Genomic DNA, 20,330 nt, shown 5'->3' with positions numbered 1-20,330 from the left:
ATGACCGCCGCACGCGCCGCCGCGGAAATCCTGCACCGGGTCCCCGGCTTCCGCCCGCGGGTTGGGATCGTGCTCGGCTCCGGCCTGGGCGGGGTCGCCGATCGGATCGAGGGGGCGACCGTCATGCCCTACGGCGACCTGCCCGGCTTCCCGCTGCCCAGCGTGGAGGGGCATATGGGCCGGCTGGTGCTGGGCCATCTCGGCGGGCAGCCCGTCGCCTGCATGCAGGGGCGCGTCCACGCCTATGAGGGCAACGGTTTCGACGCCCTGAAGACGGCGGTCCGCGCGCTGAAGCTGGCCGGCTGCGACACGCTGGTGCTGACCTGCGCCGCCGGCTCCCTGCGGGTGGAGGTCGGGCCGGGGCGGCTGATGGCGATTTCCGATCACATCAACATGCTGGGTGCCAACCCACTGACCGGCCCCAACGAGGACAGCTTCGGCCCGCGCTTCCCCAGCATGACCGACGCCTGGGACCCCGCCCTGCGCGCGCTGATGCGGCGCCGGGCGCTGGAGCTGAACATCGATCTGGTCGAGGGCGTGTACGCCGCTTATCCCGGCCCTTCCTTCGAGACGCCGGCCGAGGTCCGGATGTTGAAGGTCCTGGGGGCGGACGCGGTCGGCATGTCCACGGTGCCCGAATGCATCGTCGCGCGGCATTGCGGCCTTCGGGTCGTAGGCTGCGCGGTCATCACCAACCTGGGTGTGGGACTCGGCGACGGGCCGGTGGACCATGACCAGACCCTGCGCGCCGCCTCGGCCGCCGCCTCCGACCTGGAGCGGCTGCTGACCGGCTTTCTCGACGGGCTGAACATAGACGAAGGACGCCGGTCATGAAACTTCCCGCCGATCTGCAACGGGCGCTCGACAGCGCGACCGCCGTCAAGGCCGACGCCAAGGGGGCCGGCCGCGCCGTTGGCCTGCTCGACCTGACCAGCCTGAACGACGACGACACCGACCAGACGGTGGAGGCGCTGTGCAAGCGCGCCGTCACCCCCGCTGGCAAGGTCGCCGCGGTGTGCGTCTGGCCGCGCTTCGTCAAGACCGCGCGCAAGGCGCTGAAGGGCAGCGGCGTGAAGATCGCCACCGTCGTCAACTTCCCCTCGGGCGAGGCCGACGCGGCGGCGGTGGCGGCGGAGACCAAGGCGGCCATCAAGGACGGCGCGAACGAGATCGACGTGGTGCTTCCCTACCGCGCCTTCATCGACGGCGCCCGCACCCAGCCGATGAACGTGATCCGCTCCTGCCGCGAGGCCTGCGGGACCGACGTGACGATGAAGGTGATCCTGGAATCCGGCTGCTTCCCCGATCCGGAGCTGCTGGCCTGGGCCGCCCGCGACTCCATCGCCGCCGGGGCGGATTTCCTGAAGACCTCCACCGGCAAGGTGCAGCCGGCCGCGACGCTGGAGGCGGCGGCGCTGCTGCTGCACGTCATCCATGAATCGGGCAAGCCGGTGGGCTTCAAGGCGGCGGGCGGCATCCGCGACGCCGATGGGGCGGCAGCCTTCCTGGCGCTCGCCACCGTGATCCAGGGCAAGGGCTGGGCCAAACCGGAGACCTTCCGCTTCGGCGCGTCGGGGTTGCTGGACTCGCTGCTCGCCGTCGCCGGCCATGGTGGCGGCAAGGGAGAGGGGAAGGGCGAAGGCAAGGACGGGAAAGACGGCAAGGGCGACGGCAAGGGCGGTGGGGCGGTTGCCCAGCCGGCCACCGCCGGCTATTGATCCGCGCGACAGACTCGACCACGGAACGGACGCACGGATGCTTCCCCAGGAACTGATTCGCAAGAAGCGCGACGGCGCACGCCTGGACGCGGCGGAGATCGGCGCCTTCGTGCGCGGCATCACCGACGGCTCCGTCAGCGAAGGGCAGGCGGCGGCCTTCGCCATGGCCGTCTTCTTCCGCGGCATGACGCTGGAGGAGCGGGTGGCCCTGACGCTGGCCATGCGGGATTCCGGGACGGTGATGCGCTGGGACCATCTCGACCTGCCCGGCCCGGTGGTCGACAAGCATTCGACCGGCGGCGTCGGCGACAAGGTCAGCCTGATCCTCGCCCCGGCGCTGGCCGCCTGCGGCGGCTTCGTGCCGATGGTGTCGGGGCGCGGTCTGGGCCACACCGGCGGCACGCTCGACAAGTTCGAGAGCATCCCCGGCTACCGCGCCAAGCCCGACCGGGCGACGTTGGAGCGGGTGGTGAAGGAGGTCGGCTGCGCAGTGATCGGCGCCACCGACGACATCGCCCCCGCCGACCGCCGGCTCTACGCCATCCGTGACGTGACGGCGACGGTGGAGACCATCGACCTGCTGACCTCCTCGATCCTGTCGAAGAAGCTGGCGGCCGGGCTGGACGCGCTGGTGATGGACGTGAAGTTCGGCTCCGGCGCCTTCCTGCCCGACATTGCCAAGGCGCGTGAGCTGGCCGACAGCCTCGTCACCGTGGCCGAGGGCGCCGGGCTGCCCACCGTCGCCCTGCTGACCGACATGAACGAGGTGCTGGGCCTGACCGCCGGCAACGCGCTGGAGATGCGGGAGTGCATCGACATCCTGCGCGGCGGCACGGCCGACCCCCGGCTCTACGAGGTCACCGCCGCCCAGGCCGCCGAACTGCTGGTGCTGGCCGGGCTGGTCCCCGACGCCGCCGCCGGCCGCGCCCGCTTCGACCAGGCGATGGCGAGCGGGCAGGCCGCCGAGCGCTTTGCCCGCATGGTCCACGCGCTGGGCGGCCCGGCGGACCTGCTGGACGCGCCGGACCGCTATCTGGACGCCGCCCCCGTCGTCCAGCCGGTCTTCGCCGAGCGGGCGGGCGTGGTGGCGGCCATCGATGTGCGGGCGGTCGGCATCGCCGTGGTGGCCCTGGGCGGCGGGCGGACCAGGACGACCGATCCCATCGATTTCGCCGTCGGGCTGGCCGACGTCGCCGGGCTGGGCGCTTCGGTGGAGCCGTCCGGGCGCCCGCTCGCCGTCGTCCACGCCCGCAGCGCGGCGCAGGCGGAGGACGCTGCGGCGCTGCTCCGCCGCGCCTTCACCGTGGCCGACGCCGCCCCGCCGGCCGGGCCGCTGATTGCCGACCGCATCCGGCTGTAAAAGGCGGCTTTACGCGGCGCGGCACTGGTCCTCGGCTTGCCGCGCCCGCACCGGCCCGACCAGAACCTCCGCGGCGAGGCGGCCCGAGATGACGCAGGCCTCCACCCCCGGACCGGGAAAGACCCCGCCGCCGGCCAGCAGCAGGCCGGGCACCGGCGACTTGGCGGGAAGTGCCGGATCGGTGCCGTAGATCGCCCCCTCCGTGGTGTGGGCGTAGCGGGCGAAGGTGGCGGCGCTGGCCTCTTGCCGGTGCAGGATGTGGCGCTCCAGATCCGGGATCACGGCGGCGGCGGCGGCGATCATGGCGTCGCCCTCCCGCGTCTTCCGCGCGCGGTAGTCGGGGGCGGAGCGGTCCCAACCGCCGCCCGCCGGGTCCAGCCGCATCAGCGTCAGCGAGGCGCAGCCCGGCGGCGCCAAGTTGGCATCGTGGGCGGAGGGAAGGGCCAGTGCCATCCCTGCATCCCTCAGAAAAGTCATGGCGGGCAGGTCGGGACGGATGTCCAGCGCCAGCGTGACCAGGAAGGCGGAGGTCGAGGGGCGCAGCGCCCGGCATCGCTCCACGCAACCGGCGGGCAGATGCTCCTCCCCCACCAGTTCCAGCAGGGTCCGCCGGGCGTCGGCGTTGGAAATCACCGCGGTGGCGGCAAGGCGCTCCCCGCCCATGGTTTCGACCCCGGCTGCCCGGCCGTCGGCGACCAGGATGCGGCGCACGGCGGTGCGCAGCCGCACCTCGCCGCCCTTGGCGCGGATCGCCTCGACCAGCGCGTCGGCCAGCCGCTGCGATCCGCCTTCCGGATAGGCGCCGCCGTCGAAGACATAGCCGAAGATCGGCGCCATCTGGGTGGCGCCCAGCCGCTCCGGCCGGTCGGACAGATAGCCGGTCAGGCTGGACAGCAGGGCGCGGGCTCCGGCGTCCGGCACGTAATGCTCGAGCATCTCCAGAAAGCCGCGGTCCTGCCAGCGGAAGGCCTGCGGGCACTCGAGCGGATAGGCGCGCATCGCCGCGACGCTGCGCGGGATGTGGGGAAGGCCGGTTTCGGCGCAGCCGCGGTAGAGGTCGCGGTAAACCCCGCGCATCTCCTCCAGAAAGGCGGCGGCTCCGGCGGCGCTGCCGGGATGCTCCCGCGCGATCAGGGCGGCCAGCCCCGCAGCGTCGCCGGGCAGCGGCCGAAGGGCGCCGTCCCGGACGATGCCGCGGGTCACCGGGTGCCAGCACACGCGGTCCGCCACGCCTACCGTGCGCAGCAGATGCCCGACCGGGCCATCCGGGCGGGTGCCACTGATGTCGTGCACCCCGGCGTCAAAGGTGAAACGCCCCACCGTCCCGTCGCGCAGATACACTTTGCGGTCCCAGGAGGAGCAATAGCCGCCCGGACGGTCGTGCGCCTCCAGGACGGTGACGCGAACTCCGGCCTCCGCCAGCAGGGCCGCCGCGGTCAGCCCGCCGATGCCGGCGCCGACAACGACGACACCATCCTTTTGTCCGAGGACGACGGGCGCGGGCCAGGGGTGAGGCTCCCGCTCGGCCAGACTGCGGGCGACGGACCGGTTGACCAGCCAATCCGGCAAGCGGCGGTTCCCCAGCAGGCCGGCCAGGGTGGCGAGGGCGGAGGTGACGGCGCCGACCTCCGTCGCGACGGCGAAGCCGGCGGCGCCGGCCAGGAAGAGCACGCCCCACAGCGCGGTGACCGCCTTGTTGACGGCGACGAACTGCGGCAGGTGCCACAGGCCGGGCGGCGTCGTCTCGCGGGCGTAGGGCAGGGTGAAGGGACGGCCCAGCGCGAGCGAGGCGAAGGCCATGCCAGCCAAGGCGAGATGGACGGTCACCCCCATGCGCTCGAGCGGTCCGATGAAGAACAGCACGACGAAGAAGACGGCGGCGACCAGCTCCGGCGCCTTCGGCGATCCGCCCCGCCAATCATGGGCGCAGAGCGTCAGGCTGAGCAGCAGCGCCGCCAGCGCGGCCGCCGCATGGCCCGCCGGCTGCAGAACGCCGAAGGCAACCCAGGGCGAAAAGCCGACAAGGATGCGGATCGATTGGGGCATAGGCTTTGGCAGGAGCATGGCGGACCTTTGCTGTGGTGACGCCCGCCAGACTGTCCAAGGCACCGGACGGGGCCAGCGCCGATCCGCGAAAGGCCGGGGTCGCTTCGCCAAACGCTCACCCGTCGATTCACGAAGCGTGAAACGCCGGCACCCCTCCGAGCGGCGCCGCGCGGGCCAGACCTGCGGTTGCGGCATTGGGCAGCATCATGGTTGCTCAGATACTGTGCAATCATGACCCAAGCCGCCGCTCTTCCCGCCGTTGACAGCGATGACACACGCCGCGCCATCGGCTGCTTCGTGTTGGCCATCTTCCTGTTCGCGGGCATGGACACGCTCATCAAATATCTGAGCGGCGGCTATCCGGTGGCGCAGCTCATGTTCGCTCGATCGGTGGTGGCGCTGGTCCTGGTCGGCGGCATTTCGGTGGCGCATGGCGGCTGGGCCGGGATGCGCACGCGGCGGCCCTTCGCCCACGTCTTCCGCTCGCTGGCCGGGCTGCTGTCGATGGGCTGCTTCTTCTACGCCTTCAAGCATCTGCCGCTGGCCGAGGTCTATGTGCTGAGCTTCGCCGGTCCGCTGTTCATCACGGCGCTGTCGATGCCGCTGCTCGGCGAGCCGGTGGGCTGGCGACGCTGGGCGGCGGTGCTGGTCGGGTTCGGCGGCGTGGTGGTGATGGCCCGCCCGGAGGCCGACGCGCCGCTCCTGCCGATTGTCGTCGGCGTGGCCGCGGCCTTCTTCTACGCGCTGGCGATGATCGCGGTGCGCGGCCTGTCGCGGACGGAGAGCAACACGGCCATCGTCGTCTATCTGCTGCTGACCACCACGGTGGTGAGCGGCGTGGCGGCGATCCCCGACTGGGTGCAGCCGGGCGGGTTCGACCTCGGGCTGATGCTTCTGGTCGGCACGCTGGGCGGAGCGGCGCAAGTGCTGATGACCCAGGCCTTCCGCCTGGGCCGCGCCGCGGTGGTGGCGCCCTTCGAGTATACGGGGATGATCTGGGCGACCCTGCTCGGCTTCCTGGTCTTCGGCGACGTACCGACCCCCACCGTGCTGGCCGGGGCGGGGATCATCATCGCCAGCGGGCTCTACATCCTCTATCGGGAAACGCTGCGCCGCGGCGACTGACGGGTCAGGCGGCGGCGGGAAGCGCCACCCCGTCGTCGATGGCGAGCGGAGAGACCGTCAGGGCGATGATCCGGCTGCGTTCCAGAACGCGCCGGATCCGTGGCGGGTGATTCTCGAAGGCGATGGCGCCGCCACGGTCGAGCACCGCGTTGCGGAGCGCCAGCAGAATGCCGATGCCGCAGGAATCGAGGAACTCCACCCGCCCCAGATCGACGCGCAGGGTCAGGGCCGGCGCGTCCGCGACGCGGCGGAGCAGGGGCGTCAGGCCGGGCAGGGCTGCGTGGTCGACCCGCCCCGACAGGACGGCGCGCAGCCCGCATCGGCCCGGCGCCGTGGCGAAAGGGTGCAGGGTGACGGTGCTGTGCGACGGAGTGGGCCGCATCCTTCGTGACGACTTTCCTAGTGGAACGACGGTCCGGCCGAGGCCGGGAGCGGCGGAAGGAACCACGGGAAGCGCGACTCTGCGGTGTCTGTTGCGTTGCGAAATTGTGAAAAGGCGCCGGGCCGCCGCTTGACAGCCGCGCGCCGGGCTCACACTGTGCACACGAACGGCTGGGGTGCCTGCCGCAAGGCGGGCTGAGACCACACCCATCGAACCTGATCTGGGTCATGCCAGCGAAGGGAGCCAAGCGTTCGAGGCTGTGCCGCCGCTACACCCCTGGCCTCCTCGTCCTCGCGCGGTTCTTCGCCGGGCAGGAGGAGACACATCCATGCGGCGCTTCCTTTCCATCCTCTCGGCAACGGTCTTTACGGCGGCCTTTTCGTCGTCGCTCCTGCCCGGCTCGGCGCTGGCGGGCGAAGCCTCGGTCCCTGTGCTGGTGCCGCTGACCGGCTTCCTGTCGCTGGAGGGGACGAGCCAGCGCAACGGCGCGGTCCTGGCGCTGAAGGACGCGCCCGCGGGTGTCGCGGTGCGGTCGGAGGTGATCGACACCGGCACCTCGCCGGAGGCCGCGGTCACGGCGCTGGAGCGCGCGGCGGGCGGCAAGGTCACGGCGGTGGCGGCCAGCATGCTGGGCACGCAGATGCTGGCGATGCTGCCGCTGGCCCAGGATTACGGCATTCCGCTGGTCACCGTTTCCGGCACGGCGAGCATCACCGAGCAGGGCAACCCGTGGGTTTTCCGCTTCTTCCCCGGTGACGCCGTGACCAAGGAGGCCCACGCCCGCTACGTGACGGAGGAGTTGGGGAAGAAGCGCCCGGCGGTGATCTACCAGACGACGGCCTACGGGCAGAGCGGCAAGGCCCATTTGGAACAGGCCTTCAAAAAGCTCGGCGTCGAGCCGGTGTTCGAGGAGGGGGTGGAACCCGCCGCGAAGGACCTGCTGCCCGTCCTGACCAAGGCGCTGGCCGCCAAGCCCGACGTGCTGGTGCTGCACCTGCATTCCGGTCCGACCGCCCTGTTCATCCGGCAGGCGGCGGCCAACGGGGTGGCCGTGCCGATCGTCGCCGGCTCCGCCATGCACCAGCCGAGCACGGCGGCGCTTTTGGAGCCGGCCGAGTTGAAGGGTGTCTGCGCCGAGACGGCGGCCTCGCCGATCTCCGGCGGCAGCCCGGAGGTGGAGGCCTTCACCGCCGCCTACCGCGCCGCCTTCAACGCGGAGCCGGACGCCTTCGCGCTCGGCCAGTATGACGGCATCCGCATGGTGCTGGAGGCCGTGAGGAATGGCGCTGGCAGCGCGGAGGAGGTGCGCAAGGCCCTGTCCGCCGGGACCCACCAGGGTCTCGCCATGACCTACCGGTCTGACGGCAAGGGCAACATGGCGCATTCGGCGGTGGTCGTCTGCTACGACGGCGCCTCGCGCGTGCCGGCGATCGCCAAGCGGTACGACAACCTGACCGGCGTGGTGACCGGCATGGTGAAGTGAGCGGGCCTTGATCACCCTGCAGCTTCTCGTCAATGGCCTCGCCCTGGGTGCGGCCTACGCGCTGGTCGCGCTGGGCTTCGTGCTGGTGCTGAACGCCACCGCGGCGGTGAATTTCGCGCAGGGCGATCTCGTGATGGCCGGCGGGCTGCTCGGCGTGGCGCTGGCGCCGCATCTGCCGGCCTATATGCCGTTGCCCGGACTGCTCCTGCTGCCGGTGGTGCTGGTGCTGATGGCCGGGCTGGGGTTGGCGCTGGCGGCGGCGGCCTATCTGCCGCTGCGCCGCCGCCCACCGGTGGCGGTCTTCATCAGCACCATCGCGGCGGGGATCATCCTGCAAAACGGCGCCTCCGTCCTGTTCGGGCCGGAACCACGGGCGGCACCGCCGCTGCTGAGCGGGGGGGCGCTCGACCTCGGCGGGCTGGTGGTGGCGGAGCAGTCGCTGGCCATCATCGCCGTCGCCGCTCTGCTGATCGCCGGGCAGCAATGGCTGTTCGGGCGGACCCAGCTCGGCCGCCGCCTGCGCGCCACGGCGCAGGACCCGGAGATGGCGCGGGCCTGCGGCGTGCCGGTGACGGCGATGATCCTGATCACCTTCGCGCTGGGCACCGCCTTCGCCGGGGCGGCGGGACTGCTGCTCGCCAACCGCTACTTCGTCACGCCGACGGCGGGCGGCGACCTGATCCTGAAAGCCTACATCGCCGTGACCATCGGCGGCTGGGGCTCGGTCCCCGGGGCGGTGGCCGGCGCGCTGCTGATCGCGCTGTTCGAGGTCGGGGTGTCGTCGGTGCTGTCCTATCCGGTGGCGCTGGGGCTGCTCTACGCCACGCTGCTGGTCATCCTGGTCGCCCGCCCGCAGGGGCTGTTCGGGGAGGCGGCGCGGCGCCGTGCGTAAGGGCGTCCACAAGCTGTGGGCGCTGGCCCCCACCCTGACCCTCCCCCGCTTCGCAGGGGAGGGGATGATGGTTGCGGCCTTGCTGGCGTACGCGCTGCTGTACGCGTCGCCCTATGGGCTGCGCGTGCTGACCGTGGCGGGGGTGTATGCGCTGGCCGCCATCGGGTTCCAGATCGTCTTCGGGCTTGGCGGGGCGCTGTCGCTGGCCCATGGCGCCTTCTTCGGGATCGGGGCCTACGCCACAGGCATCCTGGGCAGCCAATGGGGCTGGAGCTTCGCCGCAACCTTCCCGGTGTCTCTTCTGGTGCCGCTGCTGCTGGCCCTGCTGGTCGGACTGCCGGTGCTGCGGCTGGAATCCCATTACTTCGCGCTGGCGACTCTGGGCATCGCGCAGGTCGTCCATCTGCTGGCGGTCAACAGCCCCGGCCTGACCGGCGGCGCCAATGGCCTGCCGGGGGTGCCGGGCATCGTCCTGTTCGGCTGGGCGGTGCCGCGCGGCCTGCCGCTGGCGGCGGTGGTCTGGAGCTTCGTGGCGCTGGGCGGGCTGCTCGCCTGGAGGCTAGCGCGCGGGCGCTGGGGACGGGCGCTGACGCTGGTGCGCGACAACCCGCTGGCGGCGGGAACGCTGGGTCTGGACGTCGGCGGGCTGCGGCTGGCCGCCTTTGCGCTGAGCGCCGTCTATGCCGGAGCGGCGGGCGCCTTGGCGGTGCACACCCAGCGTGTCGTCTCGCCGGAGGTGCTGGAGTTCCCCGTCATGGTGTCCGTCCTGACCATCGCCGTGGTCGGCGGGCGCGGGCGGGTGGGCGGGGCGATCCTGGGGGCGGTGCTGCTGCTCCACCTGCCGGAATGGTTCCGCTTCCTGGAGCGCAGCTATCTGATCGTCTATGGCGTGGCGCTACTCGCCACCATCGTGCTGGCCCCGCATGGGTTGACCGGCCTGCTCGATCGGCTGTTCCCGGCCCGCCCTGCGCCGATGCCCAAGCCCGCCGTCCCGCCGGAGACGGCCATCCCGACGGGTCCCCTGCTGCGGGTGGAGGGGTTGACCAAGGGCTTCGGCGGGGTGCGGGCGGTGGACGGCGTGTCGCTGACGCTGGAGGCCGGGACCATCACCGGGCTGATCGGCCCCAACGGCTCCGGCAAGACGACGCTGGTCAACCTGATCTCCGGCCTTGAGAGTCCGGATGGCGGGCGGGTGCTGATGGGCAATGCGGATTTGGCTGGACAGCGGCCCGACCGCATCGCCCGCACCGGGGTCGCCCGCACCTTCCAGGCGGTCAGCCTGCCGGAGGGCGCCAGTGTCCTGACGGCGGTGGCCGCGGCGCGGCTGGAGCGCGACGGCTCGATCGCCGAGGCCGAGGCGCACGCCTTGTGGGCGCTGGAGCGGCTGGGCGCTGCGGACCTCGCCGCCAAGCCCTGCGCCGGCCTGCCCGCGGCGCTGCGCCGCCGAGTGGAACTGGCCCGTGCGCTGGCCCGCCAGCCCGCCGTCCTGCTGCTCGACGAACCGGCGGCGGGGCTGACCGACGGGGAGAAGGCGGAACTGGCCGGTCACCTGCGCGCCATCGCCGCCACCGGCACCGCGCTTCTGGTGGTGGAGCACGACATGGGCTTCCTGCTGCCGCTCACCGGTCATGTGCTGTGCCTGGACCAGGGGCGCCCGCTCTATGCCGGCCCGCCGGAGGGGGTTCGCAGCGATCCCGCCGTGGTTGCCGCCTATCTGGGGGAGGGCGCTTGATGAGCGACCCCCTGCTGCATGTCGAGGGGCTGACCGCCGGCTATGGCGGAGCGGTGGCGGTGGACCGGCTGTCGCTCTCCGTGGCGGCGGGGGAGGCGGTGGCCCTGCTGGGCGCCAACGGGGCGGGCAAGTCCACGCTGCTGAAGGCCATCCTCGGCCTCGTCCCGGCAACGGCCGGGCGGGTCCGGCTGGCCGGGGAGGAAATCGGCGCCCTCGCCCCGGAACGGCGGGTGCGCCGCGGCCTGGGCTATGTGCCGGAGGGGCGGCGCGTCTTCCCCGGCATGAGTGTGCGCGACAATCTGGAGGTGGCGAGCCGTCTGGGCCGGGCCGAGCGCGCCCGCGACCTGGAGCGCGCCTTCGCCCTGTTCCCGGCGCTGGAGGGCAAAGCGGAGGAACGGGCGTGGCGCCTGTCCGGCGGGCAGCAGCAGATGCTGGCGGTGGGCCGCGCGCTGATGGGCCGCCCGCGGGTCCTGCTGCTCGACGAGCCGTCGCTCGGCCTGTCGCCCAAGCTGGCCGGGGAGGTCTTCGCCGCCGTCCGCGCCATCGCCGCCGCGGGAACGGCGGTGCTGGTCGCCGAGCAGAGCGCCGCCCGCGCGCTGTCCGCCGCCGGGCGCGTCGTGCTGCTGCGCCTCGGCCGGGCGGTCCATGACGGTCCGGTGGAAACCCTGCCCGCCGAGGCGCTTCGAGACGCTTTTCTGGGAGGCTGATTTCGTTGCCGAGGGTAGCGCCGGACGCAATTCGGCATTGCGGCAACAGGCCGGGATCTTTGTCGTGACTTTCTCGTCTTGCGCTTGCCGATCCCAGATGGCGGGGCTAGCTTCCGGCGTCGCCCTGCCCGTAAGGATTACCTCTGCCATGCTGGACAAAGCCGTCGCTGCTGCACTCTCCTCCCTTCTTCTGCTGGGCGCCGCCGCTGCCCACGCCGATGGGGCGCAGGTGGCGGAACTGGTCCCCGTCAACCCGCCGACCATGTATTATCCGGCACCATCCTCCGGGCCGTCGCCGTCGCCCCGTACCGTCGCGCCGGCGCCGGCCGCCGCTGATCCGGCCGAGAAAAGCGGGCCGGCCGAGCTTGAGGACGGCTGGGAAGGCGGCCCGTCGCGCGACCGGGACGGCAAGTTCGCCTACTGCGCCATCGAGGGCCGCTTCGACACCGGCCATGTCCTGATGATCGCGCGCAACGTCAAGGGCGAGGTCAATCTCGGCATGGGCATCCCGGGTGCCGAGCTGCCGGGCGGCGAGCAGTGGAAGGTCAAGGTCGTGGTGGACGGCAAGCTGACGCGCGAACGGCGCGCGCTGGCGCCCAAGCCGGACATGCTGGTCATCCCCAATGGCAAGGACGAGGAACTCTACACCGCCTTGATGAACGGCAAGGAGGTGGTCTTCGCCTCCGACGCCGACCGCATGGCCTTCGCGCTGAAGGGCACCAAGAAGGTGCTCACCGACCTGAAGACCTGCGTGGACAAGGCCGGCGCCGTTCCGCCCATCGACACCCGCACCAAGAAGGTGGCGACCCGTCCCGACGAGCTGCCGGAAGGGCTGGCCGACCTGCTGAAGGCGGCCGGCGTGCGCGACGTCAAGCGCGTGTCGCTGGAGAATGTGCCGAAGGGTGAGCGCCCCGCCGACATGGCGTGGCGCATCGGCCCGATCGTCGGCGGCATCCGCGAGCGGATGGTGGAAGAAGGGTCCAAGCTGGAGGATCTGTCCGCCGGCTACGTCGACGCGATGAAGAAGCGCTGCGAGGGCGGCACGCCGACCGCGTCGCTGAGCGCCGTCGAGGACCTGCCCGGCCTGATGCTGCGCACCGGTTCGGTCGATTGCGCGCTGAAGGAGGGCAAGATGCACGTCTCGCTGACCTTCTTCCTGTCGCCGGGCCGCCTGTTCACGATCCTGTTCCACGAGGCGCAGGAGGCCGACATCGGGTTGGCCGACAAGGTGCGCGACAATCTGGCGGAGGTGCTGCGCCGCCTCGCCGTCAACCCGCCGTCTGCCCAGCCTTCGGCTCAGCCGTCCGGCGCCTCTCCGGCTGCGGCCCAGAAGGGCAAGCCCTAAAGGGTTAGGGCCGCGCCGCGCGGTTGACGGCGCGAAGGCAGGGCACACATTGTCCGGCATGCCGGATGACATGACGGGAATCCGGGGCGCCGCGGGGGAAGCGGCCGGCGCCCTGACCAAAGCGCGAAACCCCGGCCGGCGGTTCCTCAGGGTGCTGACACGGCGGAGCCTGCGCGACAGCGTGCTGGGCGTGCTGATGCTCGCCGGGGCCATTGGCGCCGGGGTCGGGCTGGCCGTGGCCCTGCTGCACGAGGCGGTGGTCTGGACGCAGTCCGTCGTCTTCTCGGTGGCCCACGGGCAGGATCTGGGCGAGGCCGCGCTGGCAGACCCCTGGCGGACCCTGCTGGTTCCGGCCGTCGGCGGCCTGCTGCTCGGCGTGATGGTGAAGCTGGTGCGGCGCTGGCGCTCCAACGACATCGTCGATCCCGTCGAGGCGAACGCGCTCTACGGCGGCAAGATGTCCCTGATCGACAGCCTGCGTCTGACCCTGGCAACCCTGCTGTCCAACGGCTCCGGCGCGTCGGTGGGGATGGAGGCGGCCTACACCCAGGCGGGGGCGGGCATCGCCTCGACGCTCGGGCAGAAGCTCCATCTGCGGCGGGCGGATTTGCGCACGCTGGTCGGCTGCGGGGCGGCAGCGGCCATCTCCGCCGCCTATGGCGCGCCGTTGGCCGGCGCCTTCTACGCCTTCGAACTGGTCATGGGCGGCTACACCATCGCCACGCTGGCCCCGATTGGGGCGGCGTCGGTCGCTGCGGTGGCGGTGGCCCATTGGCTGACCGACCCATCCCCGGCCCTGTTTTTCGGCCGCCCGGTGGCGGTGGAGGGCTGGGACTATGTGGCCTGCGGGGTCCTCGGCTTCCTGGCGGGTTGGCTCAGCATCCTTGCCATGCAGGCGGTGACGGTGGCCGAGCGCGGCTTCCGCGCGCTGCCCATCCCCGTCTGGGCACGCCCGGCGCTGGGCGGGCTCGCTTTGGGCGCGCTGGCCCTGGCGGTGCCGCAGGTGCTGGGGGCCGGTCCCGGCGCCGATCCGTCGCAACTGGCCCGCGGGCTGGAGGCCATGGCCGTCCTGCTGGTCGCCAAGATCGTCGCGTCGGCCCTGTCGCTCGGCTCGGGCTTCCGCGGCGGGCTGTTCAGCGCCTCGCTGCTTCTCGGCGGTCTGTTCGGTGGGCTGGCCTATGGGGTGGTCGAGCTGCTGGTGCCGGGGCTGGGGCTCGACCGGATGCTGCTGGTGCTGGCCGGCATGGGCGCGGTGGCGGCGGGCATCATCGGCGCGCCGGTCACCATGGTGCTGCTGGTGCTGGAGGCGACGCAGGATTTCTGGGCGGCGTCCGGCGTGCTGATCGGCGTGGTGGTGTCGACCACCGTGGTCCGGCAGGCCTTTGGCTATTCCTTCGCGACGTGGCGCTTCCACCTGCGCGGCGTGCCGATCCGCGGCGCCTACGACGTCGGCTGGGTGTCGGAGCTGACCGCGATGCGGCTGATGCGCGGCGACGTGAAGACGATCCTGACCACCCAGACGCTCGACACGCTGCGCCGCCTGCACCCGCTGGGCGCCGCCAAAACCGTCTTCGCGGTGGAGCCGGACGGCTCCTACGCCGGCATCATCGACATGGGCGCCGTGCACGACCCGTCGCTCGGCGAGGAGGACGCGAAGACGCCGGTCGGCGAACTGGCCAAGCACGCCGACGATTTCCTGCGGCCGGGCGACGACGTGCGCAGCGTGCTCCAGCGCTTTTGCAGCGCCGAGGTGGAGTCCCTGCCGGTCGTGACGTCGCCCACCGACCGGCGGATCGTCGGCTACGTCACCGAAGCCTACGCCCTGCGCCGCTACAGCCAGGAGCTGGAGCGGCAGCGTGGCGAGGAGCTGGGCGAACGCAGCCTTTACGGGCGGGATTGAGCGTCCGGCCCTGGGAAGATCGCGGTTGAAGTCCCCTCTCCCCAGAGGGGAGAGGGTTAAGAAGGCTGAATGCGAAAGCCTTGTCAGTACACCTCCGGCACCCAGTTCTGCTTCGACTTCTTCGGCCGCTTGTAGCCATCGTCGCTCTGCCGCGGTGGCAGGTCCAGCTCGACCGGGGCGATGTCCTGGTAGGGGATCTGCTGCAGCAGGTGGCTGATGCAGTTCAGCCGGGCCTTCTTCTTGTCGTCGGCGTCGACGATGTACCAGGGCGTCAGCCTCTTGTCGGTGTGCTCCAGCATGGCGTCCTTGGCCTTGGAATACTCCACCCAGTGCTTGCGCGATTCGAGGTCCATCGGGCTCAGCTTCCAGCGCTTGATCGGGTTGCGCATCCGCTCCGTGAAGCGCTTCTCCTGCTCCTCGTCGCTGACCGAGAACCAGTATTTGATCAGGATGATGCCGGACTGGACCAGCATCTCCTCGAACAGCGGGCAGGCGCGCAGGAACTCCTGGTACTCCGCGTCGGTGCAGAACCCCATGACATGCTCGACACCGGCGCGGTTGTACCAGCTCCGGTCGAACAGGACGATCTCACCCTTGGCGGGAAGCTGCGCCACGTAGCGCTGGAAGTACCATTGCCCGCGCTCCTTCTCGGTCGGCGTTCCGAGCGCCACGATCCGGCAGACGCGGGGGTTGAGGCTTTCGGTGATGCGCTTGATGACGCCGCCCTTGCCGGCGGCGTCGCGCCCCTCGAACAGCACGCAGACCTTCAGGCCGTTGACCCGCACCCATTCCTGCAGCTTGATCAGCTCGAACTGCAGCCGGGCCAGCTCGTCGATGTATTTGACCTTCTTGCCGCCCTTCGCCGCCTTGCCGCCGCTCAGCTCGCGCCAGTGGGATTCGATGGCCGCGACTTCCTTGGCATCGCGCAGCACCTCGCCGCCGGTGGCCGGCACACCGAGCCCGAGGTCCTTCAGCTTCAGCGCTTTGCGCTTCTTCCGCGGCTTGTCCTCCGCCCCGGCCTCGGCACCCGTCTTGACCTCGTCCATCGAACGCACCCTGCTTATTGTTTTACCCGCGAACCAACGCTAGGAGATGCCGGCGCGTCAGGCAACCGCCCGCACGCCCACCGCGACGAAGTGACCGAGGCCAAGGGCGGCGGCGGTCAGTCTTTCTCCTTGGCGTCGAAGGTCAGGTGGACGCCCAGAACCTCCGCGGCGATCCGGGCGACGGTCAGGTCGATGGGCGGCGGGGCGACGTTGACGCCCCGGCTCAGCGCCTCCGTGACGATCTCCATCACCTTCAGGCGGGCGTGCCATTTGGAGTTGGCGGGAACCGCCCGCCAGGGCGCCGTCTCGGTCGAGGTCTTGTCGAACATCGCCTCGATGGCCTTGCTGTAGTCGTCCCAGCGGGCGCGGTTGCGCAGATCCTCCTCGGTCAGCTTCCAGCGCTTGTAGGGGTTGCTCAGCCGCTCGCGGAAGCGGTTGAGCTGTTCGTCGGGCGTGATGTGCATGAAGATCTTGATGATGCGGACCCCGTCGTCGGTCAGCATCTTTTCGAACTGGTTGATCTCGTCGTAGGCGCGCTTCCACTGTTCCTTGTCGGCGAAGCCCTCCACCCGCTCCACCAGCACGCGGCCGTACCAGGAGCGGTCGAAGATGGCGAAGGTGCCGGGGGCGGGCAGCTTGGTCCAGAAGCGGTAGAGGTAGTGCTTGCCCTGCTCGTCCGCCGCCGGGGCGCCGATCGGCCAGACATGGAAGCCGCGGGGGTCGAGCGGTTCGGTCAGGCGGCGGATGCAGCCGCCCTTGCCGGCGGCGTCCCATCCCTCGAACACCAGGATGGCCCGGCGCTTCTCGTGCCAATAGGTCTGCTGGATGTGCAGCAGGTCCTTCTGGAGTTTGGCGAGGCGGCGTTCGTAGTCGTCCTTGCTGCCGATGCCCTCCGCCGTCATATCGAGCTTGTCGAGCCGGATCTTGCCGTTTCCGTTGCCCATGCACGCACCTTTCGAAATGTCTGGCCCAAGTCTCAGGTTTCGGAACCTTCGCGCTTCGCAGGGGTTGAGCGCGTGCGCCCCGCAGGGCGCGCGTTGCAACCTCGCGATGGTCCTTCCGGTGATGGTCCTTCGGCCGGTGACGGTCTTCTGGACGATCCATGGGAGGCGCCACGCTTGTCAACCAGCGGCGACCGGCTGGCGTGCCGCTGCCGACCAGGAGGATTTCCCCGATGGCCACCGCCGGACCGCGAATCTACAACCTGTTTCCCACGCTTGTCGGCCCGATGCGCGACTGGGCCGGGCACCTTCCCCGCATCCAGGGCATGGGCTTCGACTGGCTGTTCCTGAACCCGATCCATTATCCGGGCTTCTCGGGCAGCCTCTACGCCGTGAAGGACTATTACCGGCTGCACGACCGCATCCAGGGCGGCGCGCCGGAGCATCCGGACGAGCTGCTGCGCGGCTTCATCGCCGAGGCGGGGCGGCACGGCCAGTCGGTGATGCTCGACCTCGTCATCAACCACACCGCCAAGGACGCCATCCTGGTGGGCGAGCATCCGGACTGGTACCGGCGCGATTCCAGCGGCGACCTCTACAGCCCGCGGGCCGTCGACCCGGTGGACCCGTCGCGGGTGACCATCTGGGGCGACCTCGCCATGCTCGACTACGAGCGGGCGGATGTCCGGGCGGGCCTGACCGACTATTGGACGCGCTACCTGCGCCATTGCATCGGTCTCGGGGTGAAGGGCTTCCGCTGCGACGCCGCCTACCAGATCCCGGCGGAGGTGTGGAAGACGCTGATCGAGCGTTCCCGTGAGGCCGATCCGGAGGTCAAGTTCTTCGCCGAGACGCTGGGCTGCACGGTGGAGCAGGTGCGCGATCTGTGCGGGGCGGGCTTCGACTTCCTGTTCAACAGCGCCAAATGGTGGGACTTCAAGTCCGACTGGCTGCTCGACCAGTATGACGAGTTCCGCTGGATCGCCCCCTCCATCGCCTTCCCGGAAAGCCACGACACCGACCGTCTGGCGGCCGAGGTCGGCAGCCAGGACACCGAGCGGCTGGCCGCCCAGCTGAAGATGCATTACCTGTTCGCCGCTTCCTTCTCGACCGGCGTGATGATGCCGGTGGGGTATGAGTACGGCTTCACCCGCAAGCTGGACGTGGTGAACACCACGCCGGACGATTGGGAGGACCCGAAGCTCGACCTGACCGGCTTCATCGGGGCGGTCAACGCCATGAAGGCGGACAGCCCGGCGCTGAACGTCGAAGGGCCGCAGCGGCGCGTCACCTCTCCCCACAATCCGGTGATCGGGCTGATCCGCGACACCGGCGGATGGGCCAACGGGAGCGGAGAGGGTTGCAACATCCTGCTCATCAACCCGGACGAGAACCAGCCGCACGCCATCGACCCCGGCCCGCTGCTGGCGAGCACCGGCGGCGGCTTCGCCGACTTCGAGGACGTGACCCCGGAGGCCGAGCCGCTGCCTTTCGAGCCGGGCCGCGACCTGCGCCTGCGCCCGTTGGAGATGCGCGTCTTCCGCGCCCGCCCGGCGCAGAGCCGCCCCATCGAGCTGAACCATCTGGGCGAGCGCGGGGCGGAGCATGACGCCGGCACCCGCGCCTGGATGGACGAGTTGGCCTCCCGCCGCGTCACCATCGAGAACGTCTATCCGGAGCTGGACGGCGGGCGCTTCCCGGTCAAGCGGGTGGTCGGCGACGTGATGGAGGTGTGGGCGGACATCTACACCGACGGCACCTTCGTCCTCGGCGCCGCCGTCACCTACCGCCCGGTGGACGAGGAGGAATGGCGCGAGGCGCCCATGACCTTCGTCGACAACGACCGCTGGGTGGGCAAGCTGCCGCTGACCCGCAACACGCGCTACCGGTACAGCATCCTGGCGTGGCGCGACGTCTGGGAGAGCTGGCGCGCCGACTTCAAGAAGAAGCACGACGTCGGGATGGACGTGAGCCTGGAACTGATCGAAGGCCGCCGCTTCGTCGAGCACGCGGTCGGGCAGAATGAAGGCGAGGGCCGCGCCGCGCTGGAGCGGGTGGTGGAGCGGATGACCAGCCTCCATGGGCCGGAGCTGATCGCCTACGCCCTGTCGGACGAACCGCGCCACGCCATGGCGAAGTACGGGGAACGGCAGTATCTGTCCCGCTACGGCTGTGACCTGGAGGTCTATGTGGACCGCACCGCGGCCCGCTACTCCGCGTGGTTCGAGATCTTCCCGCGCTCGGCCTCGCCGGACCCGTCGCGGCCCGGCACCTTCGACGACGTGTCGACCATGCTGCCCTTCATTCGGGGCATGGGCTTCGACGTTCTGTATTTCCCGCCGATCCACCCGATCGGACGCAGCTTCCGCAAGGGGCGCAACAACACGCTGAACCCCGGCCCGAACGATCCCGGCGTGCCCTACGCCATCGGCGCGACCGAGGGTGGGCACGCCGACATCGACCCGATGATCGGCGACTTCGAGGGCTTCCGCCGGCTGGTCAAGGAGGCGCGGCGGCACGGCATCGAGATCGCGCTGGACTTCGCCGTCCAGTGCTCCCCCGACCATCCCTGGATCAAGTCGCACCCGCAATGGTTCTACTGGCGTCCCGACGGCACCATCCGCTACGCCGAGAACCCGCCGAAGAAGTACCAGGACATCGTCAACGTCAGCTTCTACCGCGAAGCCTATCCGGACCTGTGGTACGCGCTGCGCGACGTGGTGCTGTTCTGGTGCGACGAGGGGGTGCGCATCTTCCGCGTCGACAACCCGCACACCAAGCCCTTCCCCTTCTGGGAATGGATGATCCGCGAGGTGCAGGACCGCTTCCCCGACGCGCTGTTCCTGGCCGAGGCCTTCACCCGGCCCAAGCTGATGCGGCGGCTGGCGAAGATCGGCTTCACCCAGTCCTACAGCTACTTCACGTGGCGCAACACCAAGGCGGAGCTGACGGAGTATCTGACGGAGCTGACCCAGGGCGAATCCAAGGACTACATGCAGCCCAACTTCTTCGCCAACACGCCGGACATCCTGCCGCCGATCCTGGTGCATGGCGGGCGGGCCGCCCACATGATGCGCGCCGTGCTGGCCGGCACCCTGTCGAGCGTCTACGGCCTCTACGCCCCGTATTTCGTCTGCGAAGCCGACCCCTATCCGGGCAAGGAGGAGTACAACCATTCCGAGAAATACGAAATCCGGCACTGGGACTGGAACAAGCCCGGCAACATCGTCGATTACGTCACGCGCTTGAACAAGATCCGCGCGGAGAATCCGGCGCTCCATAAGTTCACGAACCTGAAGTTCTACAACGCCTATGACGACAACATCCTGCTCTACGGCAAGATGACGGAGAGCAAGGACAACGTCATCCTGATCGCGGTGAATCTCGACCCGCACAACGGCCATGGCGGCACCATCGAGGTTCCGCTGTGGGAACTGGGGCTGGATGACGGCGCCCATGTCCAGGTGGAGGATCTGTTCACCGGCCAGCGCTTCACCTGGATCGGCAAGTTCCAGCATGTCTGGCTCGACCCGCAGCAGAACCCGGCGGCGATCTGGACCTACGGTCCGCCGAGAGCGGGGGGAGGGTTGGGTGGGGGCTCGTAGCAACCACTCCCCTCACACCACCGCCTCACCGAAACGCTGGCATTCCCG

General features: G+C 70.4%; 15 protein-coding genes and 1 riboswitch. Of the genes, 11 read left to right on the top strand and 4 right to left on the bottom strand.

Annotated elements, in window-relative coordinates:
* The 3 genes from AC1DVI_RS20975 to deoA are packed head-to-tail and all read left to right on the top strand — an operon-like array spanning position 1 to position 3,078.
* Complete coding sequence (locus AC1DVI_RS20975) at positions 1–834, top strand: purine-nucleoside phosphorylase (protein WP_014240013.1); 834 nt, start codon at positions 1–3, stop codon at positions 832–834.
* Entirely contained in the window at positions 831–1,718 is an 888-nt protein-coding gene (gene deoC / locus AC1DVI_RS20970) for a deoxyribose-phosphate aldolase (protein WP_476959621.1), read from the top strand. The genes AC1DVI_RS20975 and deoC overlap by 4 nt, the downstream gene beginning before the upstream one ends.
* Before the next feature lie 37 nt (positions 1,719–1,755).
* Positions 1,756–3,078 carry a thymidine phosphorylase gene (gene deoA, locus AC1DVI_RS20965; RefSeq protein WP_476959620.1) on the top strand — a complete coding sequence of 441 codons (1,323 nt, stop codon included), beginning with the start codon at positions 1,756–1,758 and terminating at the stop codon, positions 3,076–3,078.
* Between the two features lie 9 nt (positions 3,079–3,087).
* On the opposite strand, the gene AC1DVI_RS20960 is transcribed toward deoA, so the two are convergent.
* Positions 3,088–5,142: a phytoene desaturase family protein gene (locus tag AC1DVI_RS20960; RefSeq protein ID WP_476959619.1), complete on the bottom strand. Its 2,055-nt coding sequence runs from the start codon at positions 5,140–5,142 to the stop codon at positions 3,088–3,090.
* 213 nt (positions 5,143–5,355) lie between these two features.
* Here AC1DVI_RS20960 and AC1DVI_RS20955 point away from each other — a divergent pair, with 213 nt between their 5' ends.
* Positions 5,356–6,249: a DMT family transporter gene (locus tag AC1DVI_RS20955; protein ID WP_476959618.1), complete on the top strand. Its 894-nt coding sequence runs from the start codon at positions 5,356–5,358 to the stop codon at positions 6,247–6,249.
* Positions 6,250–6,253: 4 nt separating this feature from the next.
* Here AC1DVI_RS20955 and AC1DVI_RS20950 read toward each other — a convergent pair whose 3' ends face one another.
* A complete protein-coding gene (locus AC1DVI_RS20950; RefSeq protein WP_476959617.1) occupies positions 6,254–6,631 on the bottom strand; it encodes an STAS domain-containing protein in 378 nt (125 codons plus the stop codon).
* Between the two features lie 161 nt (positions 6,632–6,792).
* Positions 6,793–6,890: riboswitch (TPP riboswitch) on the top strand.
* A 69-nt stretch (positions 6,891–6,959) separates the two neighbouring features.
* Here AC1DVI_RS20950 and AC1DVI_RS20945 point away from each other — a divergent pair.
* The 6 genes from AC1DVI_RS20945 (at position 6,960) to AC1DVI_RS20920 (ending at position 14,690) form a co-directional block, all read left to right on the top strand.
* Positions 6,960–8,114, top strand: a complete 1,155-nt coding sequence (locus AC1DVI_RS20945; RefSeq protein WP_476959616.1) for an ABC transporter substrate-binding protein — start codon at positions 6,960–6,962, stop codon at positions 8,112–8,114.
* 7 nt (positions 8,115–8,121) lie between these two features.
* On the top strand, positions 8,122–9,006 hold the full coding sequence (locus AC1DVI_RS20940; RefSeq protein WP_476959615.1) for a branched-chain amino acid ABC transporter permease: 885 nt from the start codon (positions 8,122–8,124) through the stop codon (positions 9,004–9,006).
* Positions 8,999–10,738 carry a branched-chain amino acid ABC transporter ATP-binding protein/permease gene (locus AC1DVI_RS20935; protein WP_476959614.1) on the top strand — a complete coding sequence of 580 codons (1,740 nt, stop codon included), beginning with the start codon at positions 8,999–9,001 and terminating at the stop codon, positions 10,736–10,738. Before AC1DVI_RS20940 ends, AC1DVI_RS20935 begins: the two co-directional genes overlap by 8 nt.
* Positions 10,738–11,445, top strand: coding sequence for an ABC transporter ATP-binding protein (locus AC1DVI_RS20930; protein ID WP_476959613.1), 708 nt, complete (start codon positions 10,738–10,740; stop codon positions 11,443–11,445). The genes AC1DVI_RS20935 and AC1DVI_RS20930 overlap by 1 nt, the downstream gene beginning before the upstream one ends.
* 148 nt (positions 11,446–11,593) lie before the next feature.
* Positions 11,594–12,790, top strand: a complete 1,197-nt coding sequence (locus AC1DVI_RS20925; protein ID WP_476959612.1) for a hypothetical protein — start codon at positions 11,594–11,596, stop codon at positions 12,788–12,790.
* 151 nt (positions 12,791–12,941) lie between these two features.
* Positions 12,942–14,690, top strand: a complete 1,749-nt coding sequence (locus tag AC1DVI_RS20920) for a chloride channel protein (RefSeq protein WP_476959611.1) — start codon at positions 12,942–12,944, stop codon at positions 14,688–14,690.
* Positions 14,691–14,773: 83 nt separating this feature from the next.
* Here AC1DVI_RS20920 and ppk2 read toward each other — a convergent pair whose 3' ends face one another.
* Positions 14,774–15,736, bottom strand: coding sequence for a polyphosphate kinase 2 (gene ppk2, locus AC1DVI_RS20915; RefSeq protein ID WP_476959610.1), 963 nt, complete (start codon positions 15,734–15,736; stop codon positions 14,774–14,776).
* A gap of 116 nt (positions 15,737–15,852) precedes the next feature.
* The gene (locus AC1DVI_RS20910; RefSeq protein WP_476959609.1) at positions 15,853–16,680 is read right to left on the bottom strand and encodes a polyphosphate kinase 2 family protein; all 828 of its coding nucleotides are present in this window, start codon (positions 16,678–16,680) and stop codon (positions 15,853–15,855) included.
* A gap of 230 nt (positions 16,681–16,910) precedes the next feature.
* On the opposite strand from AC1DVI_RS20910, the gene AC1DVI_RS20905 reads away from it, so the two are divergent.
* Positions 16,911–20,282 (top strand): maltotransferase domain-containing protein, encoded by a 3,372-nt coding sequence (locus AC1DVI_RS20905; protein ID WP_476959608.1) that lies wholly within the window; start codon positions 16,911–16,913, stop codon positions 20,280–20,282.
* The last annotated feature ends 48 nt before the right edge of the window (positions 20,283–20,330 follow it).

The sequence above is a fragment of the Azospirillum sp. P4_B5 genome, assembly GCF_056402275.1.
The sequence above is the reverse complement of the archived record's forward strand: the minus strand, read 5'-3'. Positions and strand labels throughout refer to the sequence as shown.